The following is a 17,012-nucleotide window of genomic DNA, read 5'->3' as shown; positions in this document are numbered from 1 at the left end:
GCTGAAACAATATTGCCATGTCAGGTTATCCAGACAGGAGGCCACCCAGTACTTGATCAACCAGCAGTTCTGGCCAATCAGGAGGAATGGGATCGCCCGCGATCGCCAGAGCGTAGTAGCTGCCAACGAGCTGGCTTACGGCAAGCTTGATATTTGCCTGTGGCGCGAGTTCATTACGTGCCCGCGCTTCGTGCAAAATAGTGTACAGTATCTCTCGCCGCGATCGTACGATATGGTCACGTAGCGTGGTGAGCAATTCCGGGGTCGCGTGCTCTTCGGCCAGTGCGCTTCCAATGATCGCCAGGCTATACGACGTATCCATGCTTGCGCGAAAATGCCGTAATTGTGTCACCAGATCCTGGCGCAGATTGCCGCTCGGTTTTGGCAGGCCGGACGCGCCGCGCGCATGCATAATCGCATCTGCCACCAGTGCAGCTTTAGATGCATAGCGCAGGTAGATCGTCGCCCGCGTGGTGTGAGCCGCGGTCGCAACATCATCCAGAGACATATGCGCGTATCCCCCCTCAGCCAGCAGGCGTAGTGCAGCTTCGAGAATGCGCCGGTCAAGTTCGGCTTGCCGCGGCCGACCACGGAGTTGTTTAGCACACATACACCATTCCTCTCTTACCTCATGGCACAACGTTTCATTCTCATTGCTCACATCGCAACTGTTTTCCACCAGCACGGTGGGCTGGTCCCTTGACTAATTACTATACAACATTGTATAGTATATCTGTCAACGGAGCGCTAGAAGCATTTCTATCGCTGTCAGTCAATGATAGCGCAACATGAAAGGAGATGGCAATGACCGAAGCCCTTCCTCCCACGGCGGTTATCCGCGTCTCACGCGGCAACTTTGATCCTGCTCATTTTGAAGAAGTTCATCGTATGACAAAAGAAACCGGTACGTACCTTATTCCCGCGATTCAAAAACTCCCTGGCCTGCTTTCCTACTACGCAGGCGCATCGCCAGATGGCTCTATGGTTCATGTTAGCGTCTGGGACAGCGAAGAACATGCAGAACAGTTGAGCATGCTCAAAGAGATGATTGTCGATGCTAGACGCGATGCGGAGGCCGTTGGCGTGACTTTTATTCCGATTGTCAACTATCCCATCTCCTGGACCATCTAACATAGCAATTGTGTGGCCGATGTCAGGCATAAATCTGCTCATCTGGGAGCACGCCCATACTCTAGTTCCATCGGAACTGCTATGCCTTCTCCTGGCAGGTAGTGGAGAGGATGCGCCAGGCGATCTCCATGGCGCTCGTATCTTCGCTACGGGCCAGCTCGGCCAGCGCCTCGGCGGCGTCGTACAGACGCATGCTGAATCTTTAGCAGCTAGTGTCGATTATACCCCTCCTCTGTACGCTCCCAGGTGCGTCTTCCCTTACACCTGGATCACGCGTTTACGTCCCTGGAGACCAGTGCGTCGCACACACCGGACCATTGGATCGCTCATGCGGATGCCACGCCGGCGTGCTACAGAGCCGCGCGCTGACGCAGGGGAAGCTCCATCACCAGCGGCGGATCGGTCAGGCGCTGTGGACGCAGCGTGACGTTACGCTCACCAGAAATATGTCCATTGATGATGACGAGCGGGCCTTCGGGCTTGTGCACCAGCATGCGCTCACCAGGAAGCAGGTACGCCTGGGGATCTGTGTTCAGCGGGAAGGCGGCGGCCAACAGATAATAAACGCCATCGGGAAATCCGTTCAGGCGATAACTGCCAGGACCCGTCAGGCGCGTACAGCAGATGGGCGCCCCCTGGGGAATCGGCCGGCTAAACAGTCCGATGTTGATGATACCCTGAAAAGTCGGGGGAACGCTCACCAGGCCGCTGAACGTATTTCTGAGCGGCAACGGCTCGTGCCGGGCGCGCTGGCGCGCGTTGTCCTCCAGCCCGGGCGGAATGAACTCCTGCGCCCGGCGACGTAAGAGACGCGGTGAGAAACCAACCAGCTGCGTGAAGCGGGTCGTGAAAGAGCCAGGACTGTTATAGCCTACCTCAAAACAAATATCGGTGACGCTGAGCGGGGTGGATAAAAGGAGGTGCCGGGCCTCCTGCAACCGCAGCGCTCCTAGATATTCACCAGGAGGGATACCGACCAGGCGGCGAAAAACGCGGTTAAAGTGAAAGGGACTGAGACAGGCAGCGTCGGCAAGATCCGATAGGGTCAGAAGTTCGTGGAGGTGGGCGCGCATAACCCGCACAGCGCTCTCAACAGCCTGCAGATGGGTGTCCTGAGTGAGCTGATACCTCTCATCTTCCTTGATATCAAGGGTCATTGTTCGCATTGTATGCCTTCCTTCTACAACTGAACATTCATATCTCGACTATTCTTTTCTCACCACCCTGAAACGGCAAAATCCCTTTTCCTTCACGCTGTTTACTGTTTTTTTAACTATGTATATATATTGCATTTTCATTTCATATTTTACAGTTCGCTTGTTTGATGTATTTTTATAATGAATGTAGGTATCAGTGACAAAACATGCCTTAACATACGAAGTATTCGAAAAACGGCTGCTGGCATATTAAGAACAATGGCGTTTTTAATCACTACGGCAATCGTCAACAGGGGCTCGAAAAAGAAAATCCTGATACTGGTAATGTGTAGCCTCTCTATCAGGCAAAGCGAAAGGATAGCAATATGCAAGAAACAACTAAAACTGTAACAGAAGAAATCACCAGGGCGCGTGAACTGGCTGACACCGAGCTGCAATATGTTACCGGCGGCTTCTTCAAATGGGGTGGTGGTAACGGCTGGGGCTACGGCTACGGTCATGGCAAATGCGGCAATGGCTGGGGCTATGGCAATGGCTGGGGCTGGGGCTACGGCTACGGCAATGGCTGGGGCTATGGCAATGGCTGGGGCTGGGGCTACGGCGGTGGCTGGGGCTTTGATGATGGTGAGTAATTACATACTTTTAGCAGACTAATTATCCATTTAGGGGCCATGCATCCTCTGTTCTGCATTCAGAGGGTGCATGTTTTTTTGTAGGTAATGCCATGTCACGATTGGCTTCAGATATATTTATATATAAAACCATATAAACCATAAAAACATATATTTTATATTGCAGTGATTTGGCTGCTTTTTTATAATATAAATAGGTACCACGCAATAAAACATGTTTAAACATGCAACCAATCCAACGTCAATTCAAAAAACAGGGAAATCAAACAGCAACTCCTGGTGCGGACGACAGGCGCTCACCTGTTACCAGGATCTCAAGCTGATAGGACCTCAACTGGAAACGTCTGACACCAGCTAGTTTGTAGCCTTTGCCTCCCGGCAAAGTGAAAGGACTGTTACATGCAAGATAAGATGAACCTCGATGCTCTCATCAGCGACGAACTTTCTCAGATGGAAGAGACCACCAATATGCTTGAACTGACCGACAACGACCTGCAGCAGGTCAATGGCGCGTCAGGTTGGGAGCATGATCAATTCCGGGGCTGGGGCTATGGCTACGGTTATGGCTATGGCTACGGCTACGGTTACGGTCACGGCTGCTAATCACCTGGTTCTACACAGCTAGCAACGTTGACCGTTCGCTGTGATAGAGCTCGAAAATGTTCTTAAGGGGCCTGCGCAAGCCCTTTAAGAACGCTACAGGGTCAGACACCGCTTCACGCCCTTAATGCATACGCCAATCTTATTTTTTCTTGCAGGTACTGATTTCCTTCTCAGCAGAGAAGCGTCTATTTTCGCTTCCTCCGGGAGCATCGCCCTGGCTACTGGCCACAACCAGTGAGCCAGGGCGATGCTCCCTCTTTCTTCTCCACAAATTCTATCTTCTTTCCCGGTTCAACGCCCCCATCGACAATCACACGATCTCTATGAGAGTGTCTGACTCTCATGATGATGGCCTGCGGCCTGCATGGGTTTTCGCACCTCCGGTGCTCAGAATTCCGTTTTGTGTTCGTGCATGGGACGCGCTGATGCGCGTCCCATGCACGAACACAAAAAAACAGTGCGGCCGCATAGCGGACGCGCGTGCGGGGGCGCTCACGCGCCCCCAACATGACGGAAGTCTGACACGTTCTATGAATCGTTTATATCGTAGCGCAAGAGGAACAGTTTACAGCACTCTGATGCGCCAACAGGATCTATCAAATAATACATCAATTGCTTGCATAACATCTAAAATACCATGCATAACGAGTCAAAAAACGTAAAAGTTATTTTGAAGAGCCTTTATAATATATATAGGTACCTTAGAAAAAAGTTTAGCAAGCTAAACAAAGCCAACTGTGTTACCAAGCGAAAACTACTGATGTGAAACAGCAGGCGTCATCGTTTGTTGGTAGCCACTCAACAGGAAGCGCCTGGCATCAGCAGGTTTGTGAGCTTTGCCCGATGCAAAGCGAAAGGACAGTTACATGCAAGATAAGGTAAACCTCAACATTCTTACCAGCAACAGTTCAGCTCAGACCTTCGACGCGCTTGAACTGACCGATAGCGACCTGGAGCAGATCTCCGGCGCAACTGGTATGCAGCATGATTTTTATTACCCACCATTCTACTACGGCTATAGTTATGGCTATTACCCCGGTTTCTATTACCCCGGTTTCTATTACCCCGGTTTCTGGGGTTATCGCTACGGTTTGTTCCGTTAAGATTAATTGCGCGCGACAACTATCGCTCGAAACATTGATCCTTTCACGGTGATTTAATACCGCAAACCGTTCTTAAGGGGTCCCGCGCAAACCCCTTAAGAATGGATCTGTCTCTCGTCACCCAGAGGGTATGTGGGGGCTCCCGTGCGCGCGTCTGCTACGCGGCGCGCTAATTTTGTATGGTGGTGCTCCAGGGGTGCGATGCGCCCCTGGAGCACCACCATACTATGGGCTGTTGAGTTCCGCAGGAAATTTGGATGGCTTTTTATAATATAGATAGGTACCAGATAATAAAACAATTTAAGCATGCTTAAATCACAAAAAACAGAATAAATGCTATGAAAACCCTGGTGAGAATAACAGGCGCTGGCGTCCATCGACAGAAACTCTCCATAACGCGCCTGGCACCAGTAAGTTTATAGGCTTTGCGCAGGCAAAGCGAAAGGACAGTTACATGCAAGATAAGATGAACCTCGACGCGATTGAACTGACCGATAGCGACCTGGAGCAGGTCTCCGGCGCGAGAAGCACAAGAAACACGAGACACGGCGACTTCCCAGGTGGCTGGGGCTACGGCTACGGTTACGGCTACGGCTACGGCGGCGGCAACTGGTGGCACCCGGGTGGCTGGGGCTACGGCGGCGGCAACTGGTGGCACGGCGGTAATGGCTATGGCTATGGCTACGGCCATGGCGGCGGTGACCGCGACTAACCACATCTGGCTAGCATACGTCACAACAGTGGCCCTTTCACGGTAATCAACCAGAAAAACGTTCTTAAGGGGTTGTGTATGACCCCTTAAGAACGCCACAGGCCCGGTCATAGGTTCCGAACATACAACACGCGTATTTTTTCTTGCAGGTACTGATTTCCTTCTCAGCAGAGAAGCGTCTATTTTCGCTTCCTCCGGGAGCATCGTCCGTTTCCCCTGGTTTCGGCCAGGATCAGAAAAGGGCGATGCTCCTTTTTTGTCTGCATTGCTTCCACACCGCCCAACCCTCCAGTTGGGCATGAGTGTTGTAGAGTAGGGATATGGATGATTCTGCATCGCCTGGCCAGCGTGAATCATCCCCTATGCATGCATGCATCTCGCTGAAATGAGTTTGAGAGCATTTGATGGAGGAAATTCACATGCCCCAGGCAAGATTGCACGATGGAAGCACAATCATTATCGAAGTTTATGGACAGGGACCCGCCCTGCTGCTGCCGGTCAATCCACAACCGGTTGAGGGACCCCTGGCCGAGCAGATGCGCCAGTATGGCACCGACCCGGCCCTGGGCCAATCTCTGATCAATGGATTGAGCGATCTCGTTCGCGTGGTGGCCTTTGACTTCGAGGGACACGTCATGCGTACACCGCAGCCGACCACCCTGACGCCAGACAACGCGGCCCACGATCTCCTCGCCATAGCCGACGCGGCGGGCGCCCAGCACTTCGCCTACTATGGCTACTCCTGGCTGGCGATGCTGGGACTCCAGCTCGCCATGCGCACCGACCGCCTGTCGGCGCTGGTTATGGGCGGATTCCCGCCTCTGGCCGGTCCCTACAAAGAGATGCTCACCGTCACCAACGCGACCTACGAGATGACCAGCGGCTCCCGCAGTTCGCAGGCACCCGAAGAATCGGAATGGTCCGAGGTGGGACTCTCGCTGGATCAGGCGCGGCAGTTCCTCACCCTCTACCAGGCGCTCCAGCACTTCGACGACCGGGCCGCCCAGGAGCACCTTCGCTGCCCCCGCCTCTGCTTCGCGGGCTCAGCGGACAAGATCCAGTACGACCAGCGCTGGGACAACACGCTGGTGGACATAGCAAGCCCCATCATCCACGAACAACCCTACCTGGAAAACCTCGGCTGGGACGTACGCATCCTGGACGGCCTCGATCACATCCAGGCCATGCAGCCCACCCACGTCATCCCCATCCTGCGGCCCTGGCTCTCCTGCCTTAAGAGAGGAATCGCCTGAACCCGAAAAAACCCAACATATAACGGAACGTTCCCGTAGGTGCCGGGCTTGCCCCGGCTTTCCGGGCTTGCCCCGGCTTTCCGGGCTTGCCCCGGCTTTCCGGGCTTGCCCCGGCTTCCGGGCTTGCTCCGGCTTTGCGGCCCCCGTCTATGCGGGTGGCGCCCAGATCCCAAATTCATTGTTGTCAGGATCGGCGAACTGCGCCCACTTGCCCCAGGGTTCCGCGCCGGGCTCCACCGTCAGCTTGACCCCACGTTCCTTAAGGGTTGCGCACGTCTCTTCCATGTTGTCGGTATGCAGCACAAAGCCGGTCATCCCCGTGCTGTTGCCCGCACTCTGACCACGCAACCCCAGCATCAGATGCGTCTGCGAGCCAGGCAGCCCGATCTCAAGCCAGCGCTCATTCTCGCTCATCGGCTGATCATTTACCACCTCAAAACCAAGCTTATTAACATAAAAATCACGCGCCTTATCCTGATTGCTCACGCCCACGGTAATAGTACCAATCTTCGTAAACATCTTTCCCTTATCCTTTCCGATAACCCCGCCGTAGGTGTCGGGCTCGCCCCGACTTTACCATTATCCTCTCCGATAACCCCGCCGTAGGTGTCGGGCTTGCCCCGACTTTACCATCCTCCAATGCTTCCCATGATACCCCGTATAGCTCAACAAAACTTCTCGAATCTTGCTCATTTCGCACGAAAAAGGAGACCCCGGCAGCGTCAGACACTGCCGGGGTCTCCTTTTTCCTTGATCGATCGCTAGTCGTCTGCCAGCTGCCGGGCTTCGTAGGCCAGAACAGCCATCAGGGGCGCGTCGCGCTGGGCGTCGGCCTGCGGCAGATAGGGGTTGACGTTATAGTTGTTGTCGGACCAGTCGGCGAGCTGCCAGATGTTGCTGCCTGCTCCTCCGGCCCCGTAGAAGGTATCCAGCATCACTTTGTACCACATGACGCGGGCGGCGGCATAGGCGGGATCGGTCGGCTGGATCTGCTTGCCAGACTGGTCGTAGACGGGCTGGGCGCGGTCGATGCCGTACTCTTCCATCACGACAGGCTTACCAGCCTGCAGGCCCGCGCGGGTGATGCCGGTGATGAGCTGCTTCGTCTGATCAAGCGTCAGATTGGCCCAGGAGGCATTGGGATAGGGATGGAAGGTGAAGAAGTCGATGCCGGGTACGTTCTGCGCCATGATCGGGGAGTTGCCATTCCCCTCCTGCGTTCCACCCCACTGGATGCCCTGGCCGTTGGGACCGGTCGACACGAAGCTGTGCCCCTCGAAACCACCGGCCACCATGTGCCTGGGATCAAGGCTCTTGACGTACTTGCTCATGGTGTCCACCCAGCCGCGCAGGGTGTTGCCGCTGGGATCACAGTATTGATGCGTCGGCGTGGGATCGTCGTTACAATCCATGCGCGGCTCGTTCATCAGCTCCCAGGCAAAGAGAGTGGGATCATTCTTATAAGCGGTCCCGTTGACGGTGTTGACGCGGTTGACCAGGTGCGACACGTACTGCTGGTAGAGCGTCTTAGCCTGGGGGTTGGTGAAGAACTGCAGCTTGTTGGTCAGGCCCAGCCACTTGCTCTCCTGCGCGATGCCGCCGTAGTCACCCCAGTAGTTGTCCATGGCCAGGATGACGCGCATGTGGTGGCGCTGGGCACTGTCCAGAATATAGTCCAGCTTCTGGAAGGTGGCCTCGTTGAACTGGTTGGGACCCGTCTCGAAGGCGCTGGAGTCGGCGCTGCTGTCAAAGGCCCAGGTGCGCAGCACGGTCAGGCCGTTGCGCTCGGCCTCCATCATCTGGCGGTCGATCTGCTGCTGCCAGGGGATGACCGTTCCCTTGAGCACGATGTTGCCTTCGCTGGTCTGCTCGTTGTGGGCGACGGTCTGGTCGTTGCGCGTGAAGAGATCATATTCGTTCCAGCCAACGTAGCGGAACTGCGTGTGGCCGTCAACGAACTGCGTCTTGCTGGCGTGTACGATCGTGGCCGGACGGGCGTGGTTCTCGACCAGCACATCTACCAGGTCGCTGACCGTGAAATGGGCGTCGCGGGCCACCACCTTGAGGGTCTGCACGCCGTCCTGCAGCTCGCGCGTGTTAAGCCGGGCGCTATAGACACCCGAGACGCCAGCCATCATGCGTGTCTCATGCTCCCCTGCCTGCAGGATCACAGATCCCAGGGCGAAGCGAGGATCCGCCTTGATCTGGGCGCTGACGGTGACCGTTCCCTTCAACTGCTGATCAAAGGTGGGGGTCGTGATGTGTACCTGCAGCTGGCTATTCTGCACCAGCACACTCGTCTGGCTGGTTGAGGAGGCCCCCGTCGAGTCGGTGGCGCTGATCGTCAGCGTCTTGAGGCCATCGCCCTCCTTCCACAGATCCCAGGCGCCGGTGTAGACATCGTTGGCGCTATCGAAGGTCAGCGCCCCCGACTGTGTGGCCGTCTTAAACGTGACGCTGCTGATCTGGCGTCCCGGCGACGGTGTGACTCTGGCCTGAATGGTATAGCTCTGCCCCTGCGCCGTCGAGAGCACATCGTCGGCCTGCGGCGCCAGCGTGCGAATCACGGGGTGCGTGGTCGGAACGAAACGCACGTTATCAAAGTAGACGGGACCACTATAGGTAGCGCCGCGCCCGATGGCGCGCAGCAGAAACTCTTTGGCGGTCGAAAAATAGCTGCCCGCGTTCACGAAATCCTGGCTGGTCGGACTGATATCGAAGGTGACTGTATTCCAGCCGACGTTCAGCGGCTTCGGATTGGCCGGCTGCAGCCAGGGATCATTAAAGACCAGGTCGGTCGAGATATTGGCGACCGGCGCGTAGACATCATACGTGATCGCCGAGTAGGGGGTAAGATCGACCGGATTATAATTGTCAAATACCTTGTCCACCCCCGCCTGGTCCCAGCTGCCGCCGCTAAAGTTCACCGGCAAGGCCAGGCTATTAGCCCCCTCAGAATGCTGGGCGGAACTCTGCGTCGGCTGACCCGCGTTAGCGCCCAGCCAGCCGGGCGCCGTAAAGCCATCCGTACCATCCTCAAACCCATAAAAGAGAGCTGGATCGGCATGTACCGATGCTGTCTGCGTGAACAGGCTCGCCCCCAGCAAAGCTAATCCACAGACAAGCACACAGAACATGCTCCCAATATGGCGCCGTTGCTTCATGCTCAAAACTCCTTTTTCGCCGAGCCATGCCTCACATCCATCGAGTCAGGCTCCACAGGATCATGCACCACACCTGCCGTTCACCACGTTCAATGAACAAAACCGCATTATTCACCAATAAAAACACGGTGAAACGTCAAATATTTCATTGTGAACACAATAGTAATCCAAAGCCCCCCATAAAGTCAAGTACCCAAAAATACCCCCTTTCCCCAAATCCCCCCTACATAGCTTCGGACCTCGCGTCCGATTACCCCCCATATGACAACCTCCCCATAAGCCCGATACCATTCGGGATATGGAGAGGCATTAAAGGAATTACGCCGCCACCACCGAAGGATCGGCGATCAAAGACCATCCTTGCTTGACCGTCGACACGGTAGGCCGCCAGCTGGTCGCCTGCCGGAAGCGGCGGTTAGAGACGCGCTGGCTGCGCGTGATCAGGTCGGCCGACACCCCAGAGAGCATCTTGATCAGGCCGTTGGGGACGCGGAACAGGCGCTTCTTGCCGACGCTACGCGCCAGGGCGGCCGCGAACTCGTCGCGCGTGACGGGCTCGTCATCGACGACATCATACACACCAGATGGAGCCTCGCTCAGCGCGGTCACAATGGCGTGGGCGGCATCCTCCAGCCAGACATAGGAGAGATACGCGCCTCCAGGACCCGGCAGCATGGCCATCCCCTTGCGCGCCATCTGCAGCTGCTCCAGCGCCGATGGCACGCCGGGTCCGTAGAGATTACCCATGCGCAGCGAGATGCCGCGCCGCCCTCCACCATCCCGCGCGAAGCGGGCCACCTCGGCCTCGGCATCGATGGTCGCCTGCTGCGTCACATGAGACTGCGCCGGCGTCGAGGCGGCATCGATCCAGCGCTCACCGCTATCGGGGTAGACATAATAGAAGCTGGGATAGACCACGGTGCGCACGTCTGATGCCAGGGCGGCATCGACCAGGGCACGCATGCCGTCGCGGCGGATATGGTCGTTCTCGCGCCACGAGGCCGCCTTCCCCATGCGCGCCGTCGGCGGGATCTTCGTCGCCAGGTGCACCACGGCCTCGGCCCTGATCTGGCGCAACACCTTCGTCAGCGCGGCCGCGTCAAACAGATCCACTACTACCGGCTCAGCCCCCAGCCCCCGTATGATGGCGTCATTCTCCGGCGAACGGCTCAAAGCATACACGTTATGACCGTTCTCGACTAACATCCGTACTACCGGTTGACCTAAAACCTTTGTCGCGCCAGTCACAAAAATGTTCATCTCTATCTTTCTCCCTTGTACTCAGAATGAGTCTGACTCTCGTCACCCTGGGGGCAAGTGAACGCCCCCGCACGGGCGTCCGCTACGCGGCCGCACTGGTTTTGTGTTGGTGCAACAGGGGCGCGGATGCGCCCCTGTTGCACCAACACAATAAACTTGTAAGCACCAGATATACATTGCCCCCGGCACACTTTCCGGGCGCTTCTATATAGGGGACAACTGAGTCGATAGGAACGTGACAGCTTTCTTCAAAAACTGCGGAAAACTTGTAGATTTGCCGTTGCTCGACTATGATAGGTCTATACATTAGCAAGGAGGAGCTTTGTGAATATCCTCGTCGATGCTTTTCAGGAGTACCGCCCGCTCCTGTTCTCGATCGCCTATCGCATGACGGGAAGTGCGAGCCAGGCCGAAGATATTGTGCAGGATGCCTATCTGCGCTACCAGCAGACCGATAGGACGGCCATCCATTCCACGAAGTCGTTTCTTACCACTATCGTCGTCAACCTCTGCCTCAACTATTTAAAGTCCGCGCGCGTGCAGCGTGAGGAGTACGTCGGGATCTGGCTGCCCGAACCGGTGCTGACTTCAGCTCTGCTTGAGGAGGCCCCGGAGACGAAGGTCGAGCGGCAAGAATCGATCTCGCTGGCCTTTCTGGTCCTGCTGGAGTCCCTGACGCCGCCTGAGCGCGCCGTCTTCCTGCTCCACGAGGTATTCGACTACTCCTTCCATGAGATCGCCGAGATCATCGAGAAGAGCCCGGAGAACTGCCGCCAGCTCTTCCATCGGGCCAAAAAGCACGTCGGCGAGAAGCGCCACCGCGTCAGCGCCACACCGGAGTCCCATCGTCAGCTGCTGAATTCCTTTATCGCCGCCTGCCAGTCCGGTGACATGGCCGCGCTCAAAGAACTGCTGGCCGACGACGTTACCGCCTGGGCCGATGGCGGCGGCAAGGTCCACGCCAGTCTGCTGCCCGTCACCGGTCGCGAGACCATAGCGAAGCTGTTCATCACGCTCATGCGCAAGCTGCCGACGGACCACCAGCTCTCCATCGAGGAGGTCAATGGCGCTCCGGCCATCATCACGCGCAGCGCCGGACAGCTCCACTCGATCCTCTCGCTCGAGCTGTCCGGCGACCGCATCGTCGGCCTGCGCAGCGTCCTCAATCCCGACAAGCTCGCTTTCATGCAGCGTCAATGGAACCAGCAACCTCCATCCTCATCATCGTGAGGATGGAGCCTGGATATTCAATCCCTGCTTCTCGATCTTCTCGCGCAACTTGAGGATGCCCTCGATGAGCGCCTCGGGGCGGGGCGGACAGCCAGGCACATAGACATCGACGGGTACGATACTATCCACGCCCTGCACCGTGTAGTAGCTGTCGTAGAACTCGCCGCCGGAGTTGGCGCACTGCCCCATGCTGAGCACCCATTTGGGATCAGGCATCTGCTCCCACAGCAGTCTGAGCCGGGGACCCATCTTGACTGAGAGGGTTCCGGCCACGATCATCAGGTCCGCCTGCCGGGGACTGGCGCGGAAGACCTCGGACCCGAAGCGCGCCAGGTCGTGCTGCGGCGCCGAGGCGGCGGCCATCATCTCGATACCACAACAGGCCAGAGCATACATAAAGGGCCAGACGGACCTTGAACGGGTCCAGTTCTGCGCCCACTGCAACATGTCCTTCATCGTCGTCAAAACGACCGGCGCCTCCTGCTGGCCCGGCAGGTACCCGTCTGGGCCGCTCGCCATGGTCAAAGGTACCGGCCTGCGCGTCGCTTGTTTCTCCAACATATGTCACTGTCCTTTCATCGTACTTCTTATTCATTATTCAGTTATATAGTGGTGCGTGGGGTGCGCACGAACCCTCCATGTGACGAGAGTCAGACACATGCTCACCAAACAGTAGACAGGACAGGGTGCGAAATTGTGACATATTCCTGCGCTATAAAGACAGGCATCATAATCCTTATGCACCTGCTTTACACCTGCGATTCAAAAGCGCGCGTCCCTTTCGGATTGTTTCGATTATGAGCATCACGCTTGACAAAGCAAAGGATGAGACACTACACTTTCGCTATAGTAGTTACATTTTCTACTATATATCCAAATACCATCGCTGCTGAAATTACGGTCAATTATTATGCCGTGTATTGATGTATGTTTGCAGACATATATCTCTATATCCGCGTACATTCATGTGGAAGGGAAGCACGCAAGGTCTGCGACACAAGATATCTGCCGAGACAGGCGCTTCCAGACTATAAGAATGCATGCGTAACGAAGGGGTTACAGTTATGGTAGCTACACGTTTAGGCCGACGTGACTTCTTGAGGATCGGGGCTGGCGCGCTCACCGGTGCGGCGGCCCTGGGTCTGGCAGGTTGCGGAGACGCTTCAGAGGCACAGGCCGGGGCGTCGTCGCTCCAGTTTTCGTTCTGGGGCTCGTCGGTGCGCGCCGGTCTGACCACCAAAGCCATTCACGCATATGAGCAGAGCCATCCTCAGGTGAAGATCTCGACCTGGTTTACCGGCTTCGGCTCCTACTGGCCAAAGCTAGCCACCCAGATCTCCGGAGGCAGCGCCCCCGATCTGATTCAAATGGATATGCGCTACATCGATCAGTATGTGCGCAAGGGCCTGCTACTCGACCTTACCAGATATATCCCTCAGCCGATCGACCTGCACGACTTCAATCAGCCGCTGCTCAAGGGCAGCGAGGCACGTGGCAAAATCTACGGCATTCCGTTCGGCGGTAACTTTACCAGCGTCTTCTACAATACGTCTCTGTTCCAGAAGGTTGGCTATCAGATGCCGGGCAACTTCAGCGATTGGACCTGGGACGCGATGAAGCAGGTGGCGCAGGAGATCGTGAAGGCGGCGGGACCCGGCGTCTATGGGGTGGACGACGCCAGCAGCAATATCACGGCCTTCGAGGTCTTTATCCGCCAGCGCGGCAAGGAGCTGTATACCGATGCCGGTCAGCGGGCCTTCAACAAACAGGACGCGCTCGACTGGTTTGGCTATTGGAGCGATCTGCGCAAGGCCGGCCTGTGCATCCCACCCGATCTTTCGGTGCAGTACAGCGGGGCCACGCCAGCGCTGACCACGATCGTGGCGGGTAAGGCGGCTATCAATTTCAGTACCTCTAACCAGATCCAGGCCTTCCAGGCCGCCACGCCGACAAAGCTGGGACTCTATTCGACGCCGTCTTCAGCGGGCGTCAAAGACAATGGTAACTACCTCAAGGCGTCGATGCTGCTCAGCGCCTCCTCATCCACAAAAAATCCGGACGCGGTGACGCAGTTTATCAACGCGGTCTTCAATGATCCAGCCCTGGTGAAGGCTCTCAAGATCGAGCGCGGCATCCCGGGCTCGGCGCGGGCGCAGGCGTTGCTCAAGCCGTCACTCAAATCAGCCGACCTGAAGCAGCTCACCATGGTCAACCAGCTGGCCGCGATCACGCGCCCCAAGTCGGTGCTCGATCCTCCCGGCGCCGGCGAGGTGAGCGATCTGCTGGTGCTGATCGCCCAGGGACTGGGCTTCGGCAAGATGAGCATCGATGAGGCCGCCAGTACGCTGGTAACACAGGCCGATAAAGCGTTAGAAAGGGATGGTGTGTAACGATGAGCAGTGTTGTACAGCCACAACAGGTGGCCGAGACGCGATCGGCGAAGCAGCCGCGCCGAAAGACCGTTTCCAGCCGGGCACGGCGCGAGAACCTGGTCGGCTACCTCTTTATGCTGCCCTGGTTCGTGGGCCTGATCGCCCTGACGCTGGGCCCGATGCTCGGCTCGCTCTATCTCTCCTTCACCAGCTACGATCTGCTGTCGGCCCCGCGCTGGATCGGCCTGCAGAACTATGGCGCCATGCTGGCGGATATCCGCTTCCTTGACGCGCTTAAAGTGACGGCCATCTATGTGCTGCTCTCGGTACCGCTCAAGCTTATTTTCGCCCTGCTGGTGGCCATGGTTCTCAATCGGGGGCTGCGCGGACTCGCTATCTATCGCTCTATCTACTATGTGCCGTCGCTGCTGGGTGGGAGCGTGACGATCGCTATCCTGTGGCAGCAGATCTTCGGCAAGGACGGCATCGTCAACGCTGGCCTGGCCCTGCTCGGCTTCCATAACCTGGGCAGCTGGGTCGCCAACCCCAATACGTCACTGCTGACGCTGATCGTGCTGGCCGTCTGGCAGTTCGGCTCGCCGATGCTGATCTTCCTGGCCGGCCTCAAGCAGATCCCGCAGGAGATGTATGAGGCGGCCAACATCGATGGCGCCGGCGTCTGGAAGCGCTTCTTCCGCATCACGCTGCCCATGCTGAGCCCGATCATCTTCTTCAACCTGGTGCTGCAGATGATCAGCGCCTTCCAGGCCTTTACGCCGGCCTTTATCGTCAGTAACGGCAACGGCGGACCCTACGATTCGACGCTGTTCTATACGCTCTATATCTATCTGCAGGGCTTTGGCTACTTCCATATGGGCTATGCCTCGGCGATGGCCTGGGTGCTGCTGCTGATCATCGCTATCTTTACGGCCGTCGCGTTCCGTTCGTCCCGGCTGTGGGTGTTCTATCAGGATGAGAAATAGGGAGGGAGTGATATGATCAAAAGCTATTCCGTCGCGCGCCGCTCGACCAGCTGGTCGAAGCCGCTGCTGCACATCGTGCTCATTGTCGGGGCCATCCTGATGCTCTATCCGCTGGTGTGGATGCTGAGCGCGTCGTTCAAGCCCAACAACCTGATCTTCAGCAACGCCAACCTGCTGCCCGAGCAGGTGACGTTCAAGAACTATACCAGCGGCTGGATGGCGCTGGGAACTCCCTTCAGCACCTTCTTCTGGAACTCGCTGCTGGTCTGCCTGGGGGCCGTTATCGGCAACGTCATCTCCTGCTCGATGGTGGCCTACGCCTTCGCGCGCCTGAACTTCAAGTTCAAGTCGATCTGGTTCGCCATCATGCTCAGCACGATCATGCTGCCCTACCACGCCATCGTGGTGCCACAGTACATCCTCTTCAAGAGCGTCGGCTGGATCAATACGTTCCTGCCGCTGATCGTGCCCAAGTTCCTGGCGACCGACGCCTTCTTTATCTTCCTGATGGTCCAGTTTATCCGCGCCCTGCCGCGCGAGCTGGATGAATCGGCGCAGATCGATGGCTGCGGGCCTATCCAGATGTTCTGGCGCATCATCCTGCCGCTGGCCCGGCCGGCGCTGGCGACGACCGCCATCTTCACCTTCATCTGGACCTGGGGCGACTTCTTCAGTCAGCTGATCTTCCTGAATAATCAGAGCAGCTTTACGCTGCCCGTCGCCCTCAATGCCTTCCTGGATAGTACGGGCGTCTCGCAGTATGGGTCCCTGTTCGCCATGTCGCTGCTGGCGCTGGTCCCCATCATCGTCTTCTTCCTGCTCTTCCAGCGCTTGCTCACCGAAGGGATCAGTACCACGGGGCTCAAAGGGTAGGGGCCGGACTCGCCCTGGCTTTGCCGCGAAGCGGCTCCTGGTCGGGGGACGTGCGCGCCCCCGCTCGGGCGTCCGCGTGCGCGGCCGCACTGTTTTTTTAATAGGGATGCAACATATGAGTCATCACTAACTTTTGAAAAAGTTCCCAAAACCGGGGTGCAGGGTCCTCCCCGCCCCCCGGCAGGAGGGCTCGCCGCCCTCCTGCACCTCCCGCATTGGGAGCGCGAAATCCATTTTCGGATTTTTCAAAAATCCGGGATGACTCATATGTTGCATCCCTATTATAAAGAGGAGAAGAGGGGTCGCACATCAAAGGATGTGGAGAGCCTGTTGTACCATATTAAAAAGGGTGCTCACATCAAAGGGCGTGGGGAGCATAGGCTCTCCACGCCCCGGGGCATTCTCGTATGGTAGGTGGTAGGTACTACGGTTTACAATAATAAGAGAAAGCGTCCCGATAACCGCGTTCGCTAGCCGTCATGTTAGACGAATACAGGTACGGCGAGTTAGAACAGAGACCATTGACCGCCGCGGTTCTC

Annotated in this window: 17 protein-coding genes; 10 read left to right on the top strand and 7 right to left on the bottom strand. The window is 56.9% G+C overall.

What is annotated here, in order from left to right:
* Positions 1-25: 25 nt before the first annotated feature.
* The gene (locus KTT_RS22475) at positions 26-610 is read right to left on the bottom strand and encodes a TetR/AcrR family transcriptional regulator (protein WP_126598434.1); all 585 of its coding nucleotides are present in this window, start codon (positions 608-610) and stop codon (positions 26-28) included.
* A gap of 194 nt (positions 611-804) precedes the next feature.
* Between KTT_RS22475 and KTT_RS22470 the strand changes: the two genes are divergently transcribed.
* Complete coding sequence (locus KTT_RS22470; protein WP_126598432.1) at positions 805-1,131, top strand: hypothetical protein; 327 nt, start codon at positions 805-807, stop codon at positions 1,129-1,131.
* A gap of 350 nt (positions 1,132-1,481) precedes the next feature.
* On the opposite strand, the gene KTT_RS22465 is transcribed toward KTT_RS22470, so the two are convergent.
* A complete protein-coding gene (locus tag KTT_RS22465) occupies positions 1,482-2,297 on the bottom strand; it encodes a helix-turn-helix domain-containing protein (protein WP_126598430.1) in 816 nt (271 codons plus the stop codon).
* 356 nt (positions 2,298-2,653) lie between these two features.
* On the opposite strand from KTT_RS22465, the gene KTT_RS22460 reads away from it, so the two are divergent.
* Positions 2,654-2,920: a hypothetical protein gene (locus KTT_RS22460; protein WP_176599823.1), complete on the top strand. Its 267-nt coding sequence runs from the start codon at positions 2,654-2,656 to the stop codon at positions 2,918-2,920.
* Positions 2,921-2,942: 22 nt separating this feature from the next.
* Here the strand turns inward: KTT_RS22460 and KTT_RS22455 are convergent, their stop codons facing one another.
* Positions 2,943-3,146 carry a hypothetical protein gene (locus KTT_RS22455; protein ID WP_126598428.1) on the bottom strand — a complete coding sequence of 68 codons (204 nt, stop codon included), beginning with the start codon at positions 3,144-3,146 and terminating at the stop codon, positions 2,943-2,945.
* Positions 3,147-3,319: 173 nt separating this feature from the next.
* On the opposite strand from KTT_RS22455, the gene KTT_RS22450 reads away from it, so the two are divergent.
* From KTT_RS22450 to KTT_RS22435, 4 genes are all read left to right on the top strand, one after another.
* Complete coding sequence (locus KTT_RS22450) at positions 3,320-3,523, top strand: hypothetical protein (RefSeq protein ID WP_126598426.1); 204 nt, start codon at positions 3,320-3,322, stop codon at positions 3,521-3,523.
* 866 nt (positions 3,524-4,389) lie between these two features.
* Positions 4,390-4,626 carry a hypothetical protein gene (locus KTT_RS22445; RefSeq protein WP_126598424.1) on the top strand — a complete coding sequence of 79 codons (237 nt, stop codon included), beginning with the start codon at positions 4,390-4,392 and terminating at the stop codon, positions 4,624-4,626.
* Positions 4,627-5,080: 454 nt separating this feature from the next.
* On the top strand, positions 5,081-5,338 hold the full coding sequence (locus KTT_RS22440; RefSeq protein ID WP_126598422.1) for a hypothetical protein: 258 nt from the start codon (positions 5,081-5,083) through the stop codon (positions 5,336-5,338).
* Between the two features lie 419 nt (positions 5,339-5,757).
* Positions 5,758-6,591, top strand: a complete 834-nt coding sequence (locus KTT_RS22435) for an alpha/beta fold hydrolase (RefSeq protein ID WP_126598419.1) — start codon at positions 5,758-5,760, stop codon at positions 6,589-6,591.
* 147 nt (positions 6,592-6,738) lie between these two features.
* Here the strand turns inward: KTT_RS22435 and KTT_RS22430 are convergent, their stop codons facing one another.
* The 3 genes from KTT_RS22430 to KTT_RS22420 form a co-directional block, all read right to left on the bottom strand.
* Entirely contained in the window at positions 6,739-7,110 is a 372-nt protein-coding gene (locus KTT_RS22430; protein ID WP_126598417.1) for a VOC family protein, read from the bottom strand.
* A gap of 242 nt (positions 7,111-7,352) precedes the next feature.
* Positions 7,353-9,755, bottom strand: coding sequence for a glycoside hydrolase 5 family protein (locus KTT_RS22425; protein ID WP_126598415.1), 2,403 nt, complete (start codon positions 9,753-9,755; stop codon positions 7,353-7,355).
* A gap of 318 nt (positions 9,756-10,073) precedes the next feature.
* Positions 10,074-11,015, bottom strand: coding sequence for an NAD-dependent epimerase/dehydratase family protein (locus KTT_RS22420; RefSeq protein ID WP_126598413.1), 942 nt, complete (start codon positions 11,013-11,015; stop codon positions 10,074-10,076).
* A gap of 324 nt (positions 11,016-11,339) precedes the next feature.
* Between KTT_RS22420 and KTT_RS22415 the strand changes: the two genes are divergently transcribed.
* The gene (locus tag KTT_RS22415) at positions 11,340-12,245 is read left to right on the top strand and encodes an RNA polymerase sigma-70 factor (protein ID WP_126598411.1); all 906 of its coding nucleotides are present in this window, start codon (positions 11,340-11,342) and stop codon (positions 12,243-12,245) included.
* On the opposite strand, the gene KTT_RS22410 is transcribed toward KTT_RS22415, so the two are convergent.
* Positions 12,237-12,764, bottom strand: coding sequence for an NADH-quinone oxidoreductase subunit B (locus tag KTT_RS22410; protein ID WP_126599819.1), 528 nt, complete (start codon positions 12,762-12,764; stop codon positions 12,237-12,239). The two genes, KTT_RS22415 and KTT_RS22410, sit on opposite strands and share 9 nt — an antisense overlap.
* Positions 12,765-13,309: 545 nt before the next feature.
* On the opposite strand from KTT_RS22410, the gene KTT_RS22405 reads away from it, so the two are divergent.
* The 3 genes from KTT_RS22405 to KTT_RS22395 are packed head-to-tail and all read left to right on the top strand — an operon-like array spanning position 13,310 to position 16,473.
* Positions 13,310-14,635: an ABC transporter substrate-binding protein gene (locus KTT_RS22405; protein WP_160146053.1), complete on the top strand. Its 1,326-nt coding sequence runs from the start codon at positions 13,310-13,312 to the stop codon at positions 14,633-14,635.
* Between the two features lie 2 nt (positions 14,636-14,637).
* Positions 14,638-15,600: a carbohydrate ABC transporter permease gene (locus tag KTT_RS22400; RefSeq protein ID WP_126598407.1), complete on the top strand. Its 963-nt coding sequence runs from the start codon at positions 14,638-14,640 to the stop codon at positions 15,598-15,600.
* A gap of 12 nt (positions 15,601-15,612) precedes the next feature.
* Positions 15,613-16,473, top strand: a complete 861-nt coding sequence (locus KTT_RS22395) for a carbohydrate ABC transporter permease (protein ID WP_235845800.1) — start codon at positions 15,613-15,615, stop codon at positions 16,471-16,473.
* Positions 16,474-17,012: the final 539 nt, after the last annotated feature.

It is taken from the genome of Dictyobacter aurantiacus, assembly GCF_003967515.1.
In the GTDB taxonomy this organism is placed as follows: domain Bacteria; phylum Chloroflexota; class Ktedonobacteria; order Ktedonobacterales; family Ktedonobacteraceae; genus Dictyobacter; species Dictyobacter aurantiacus.
The sequence above is the reverse complement of the archived record's forward strand: the minus strand, read 5'-3'. Positions and strand labels throughout refer to the sequence as shown.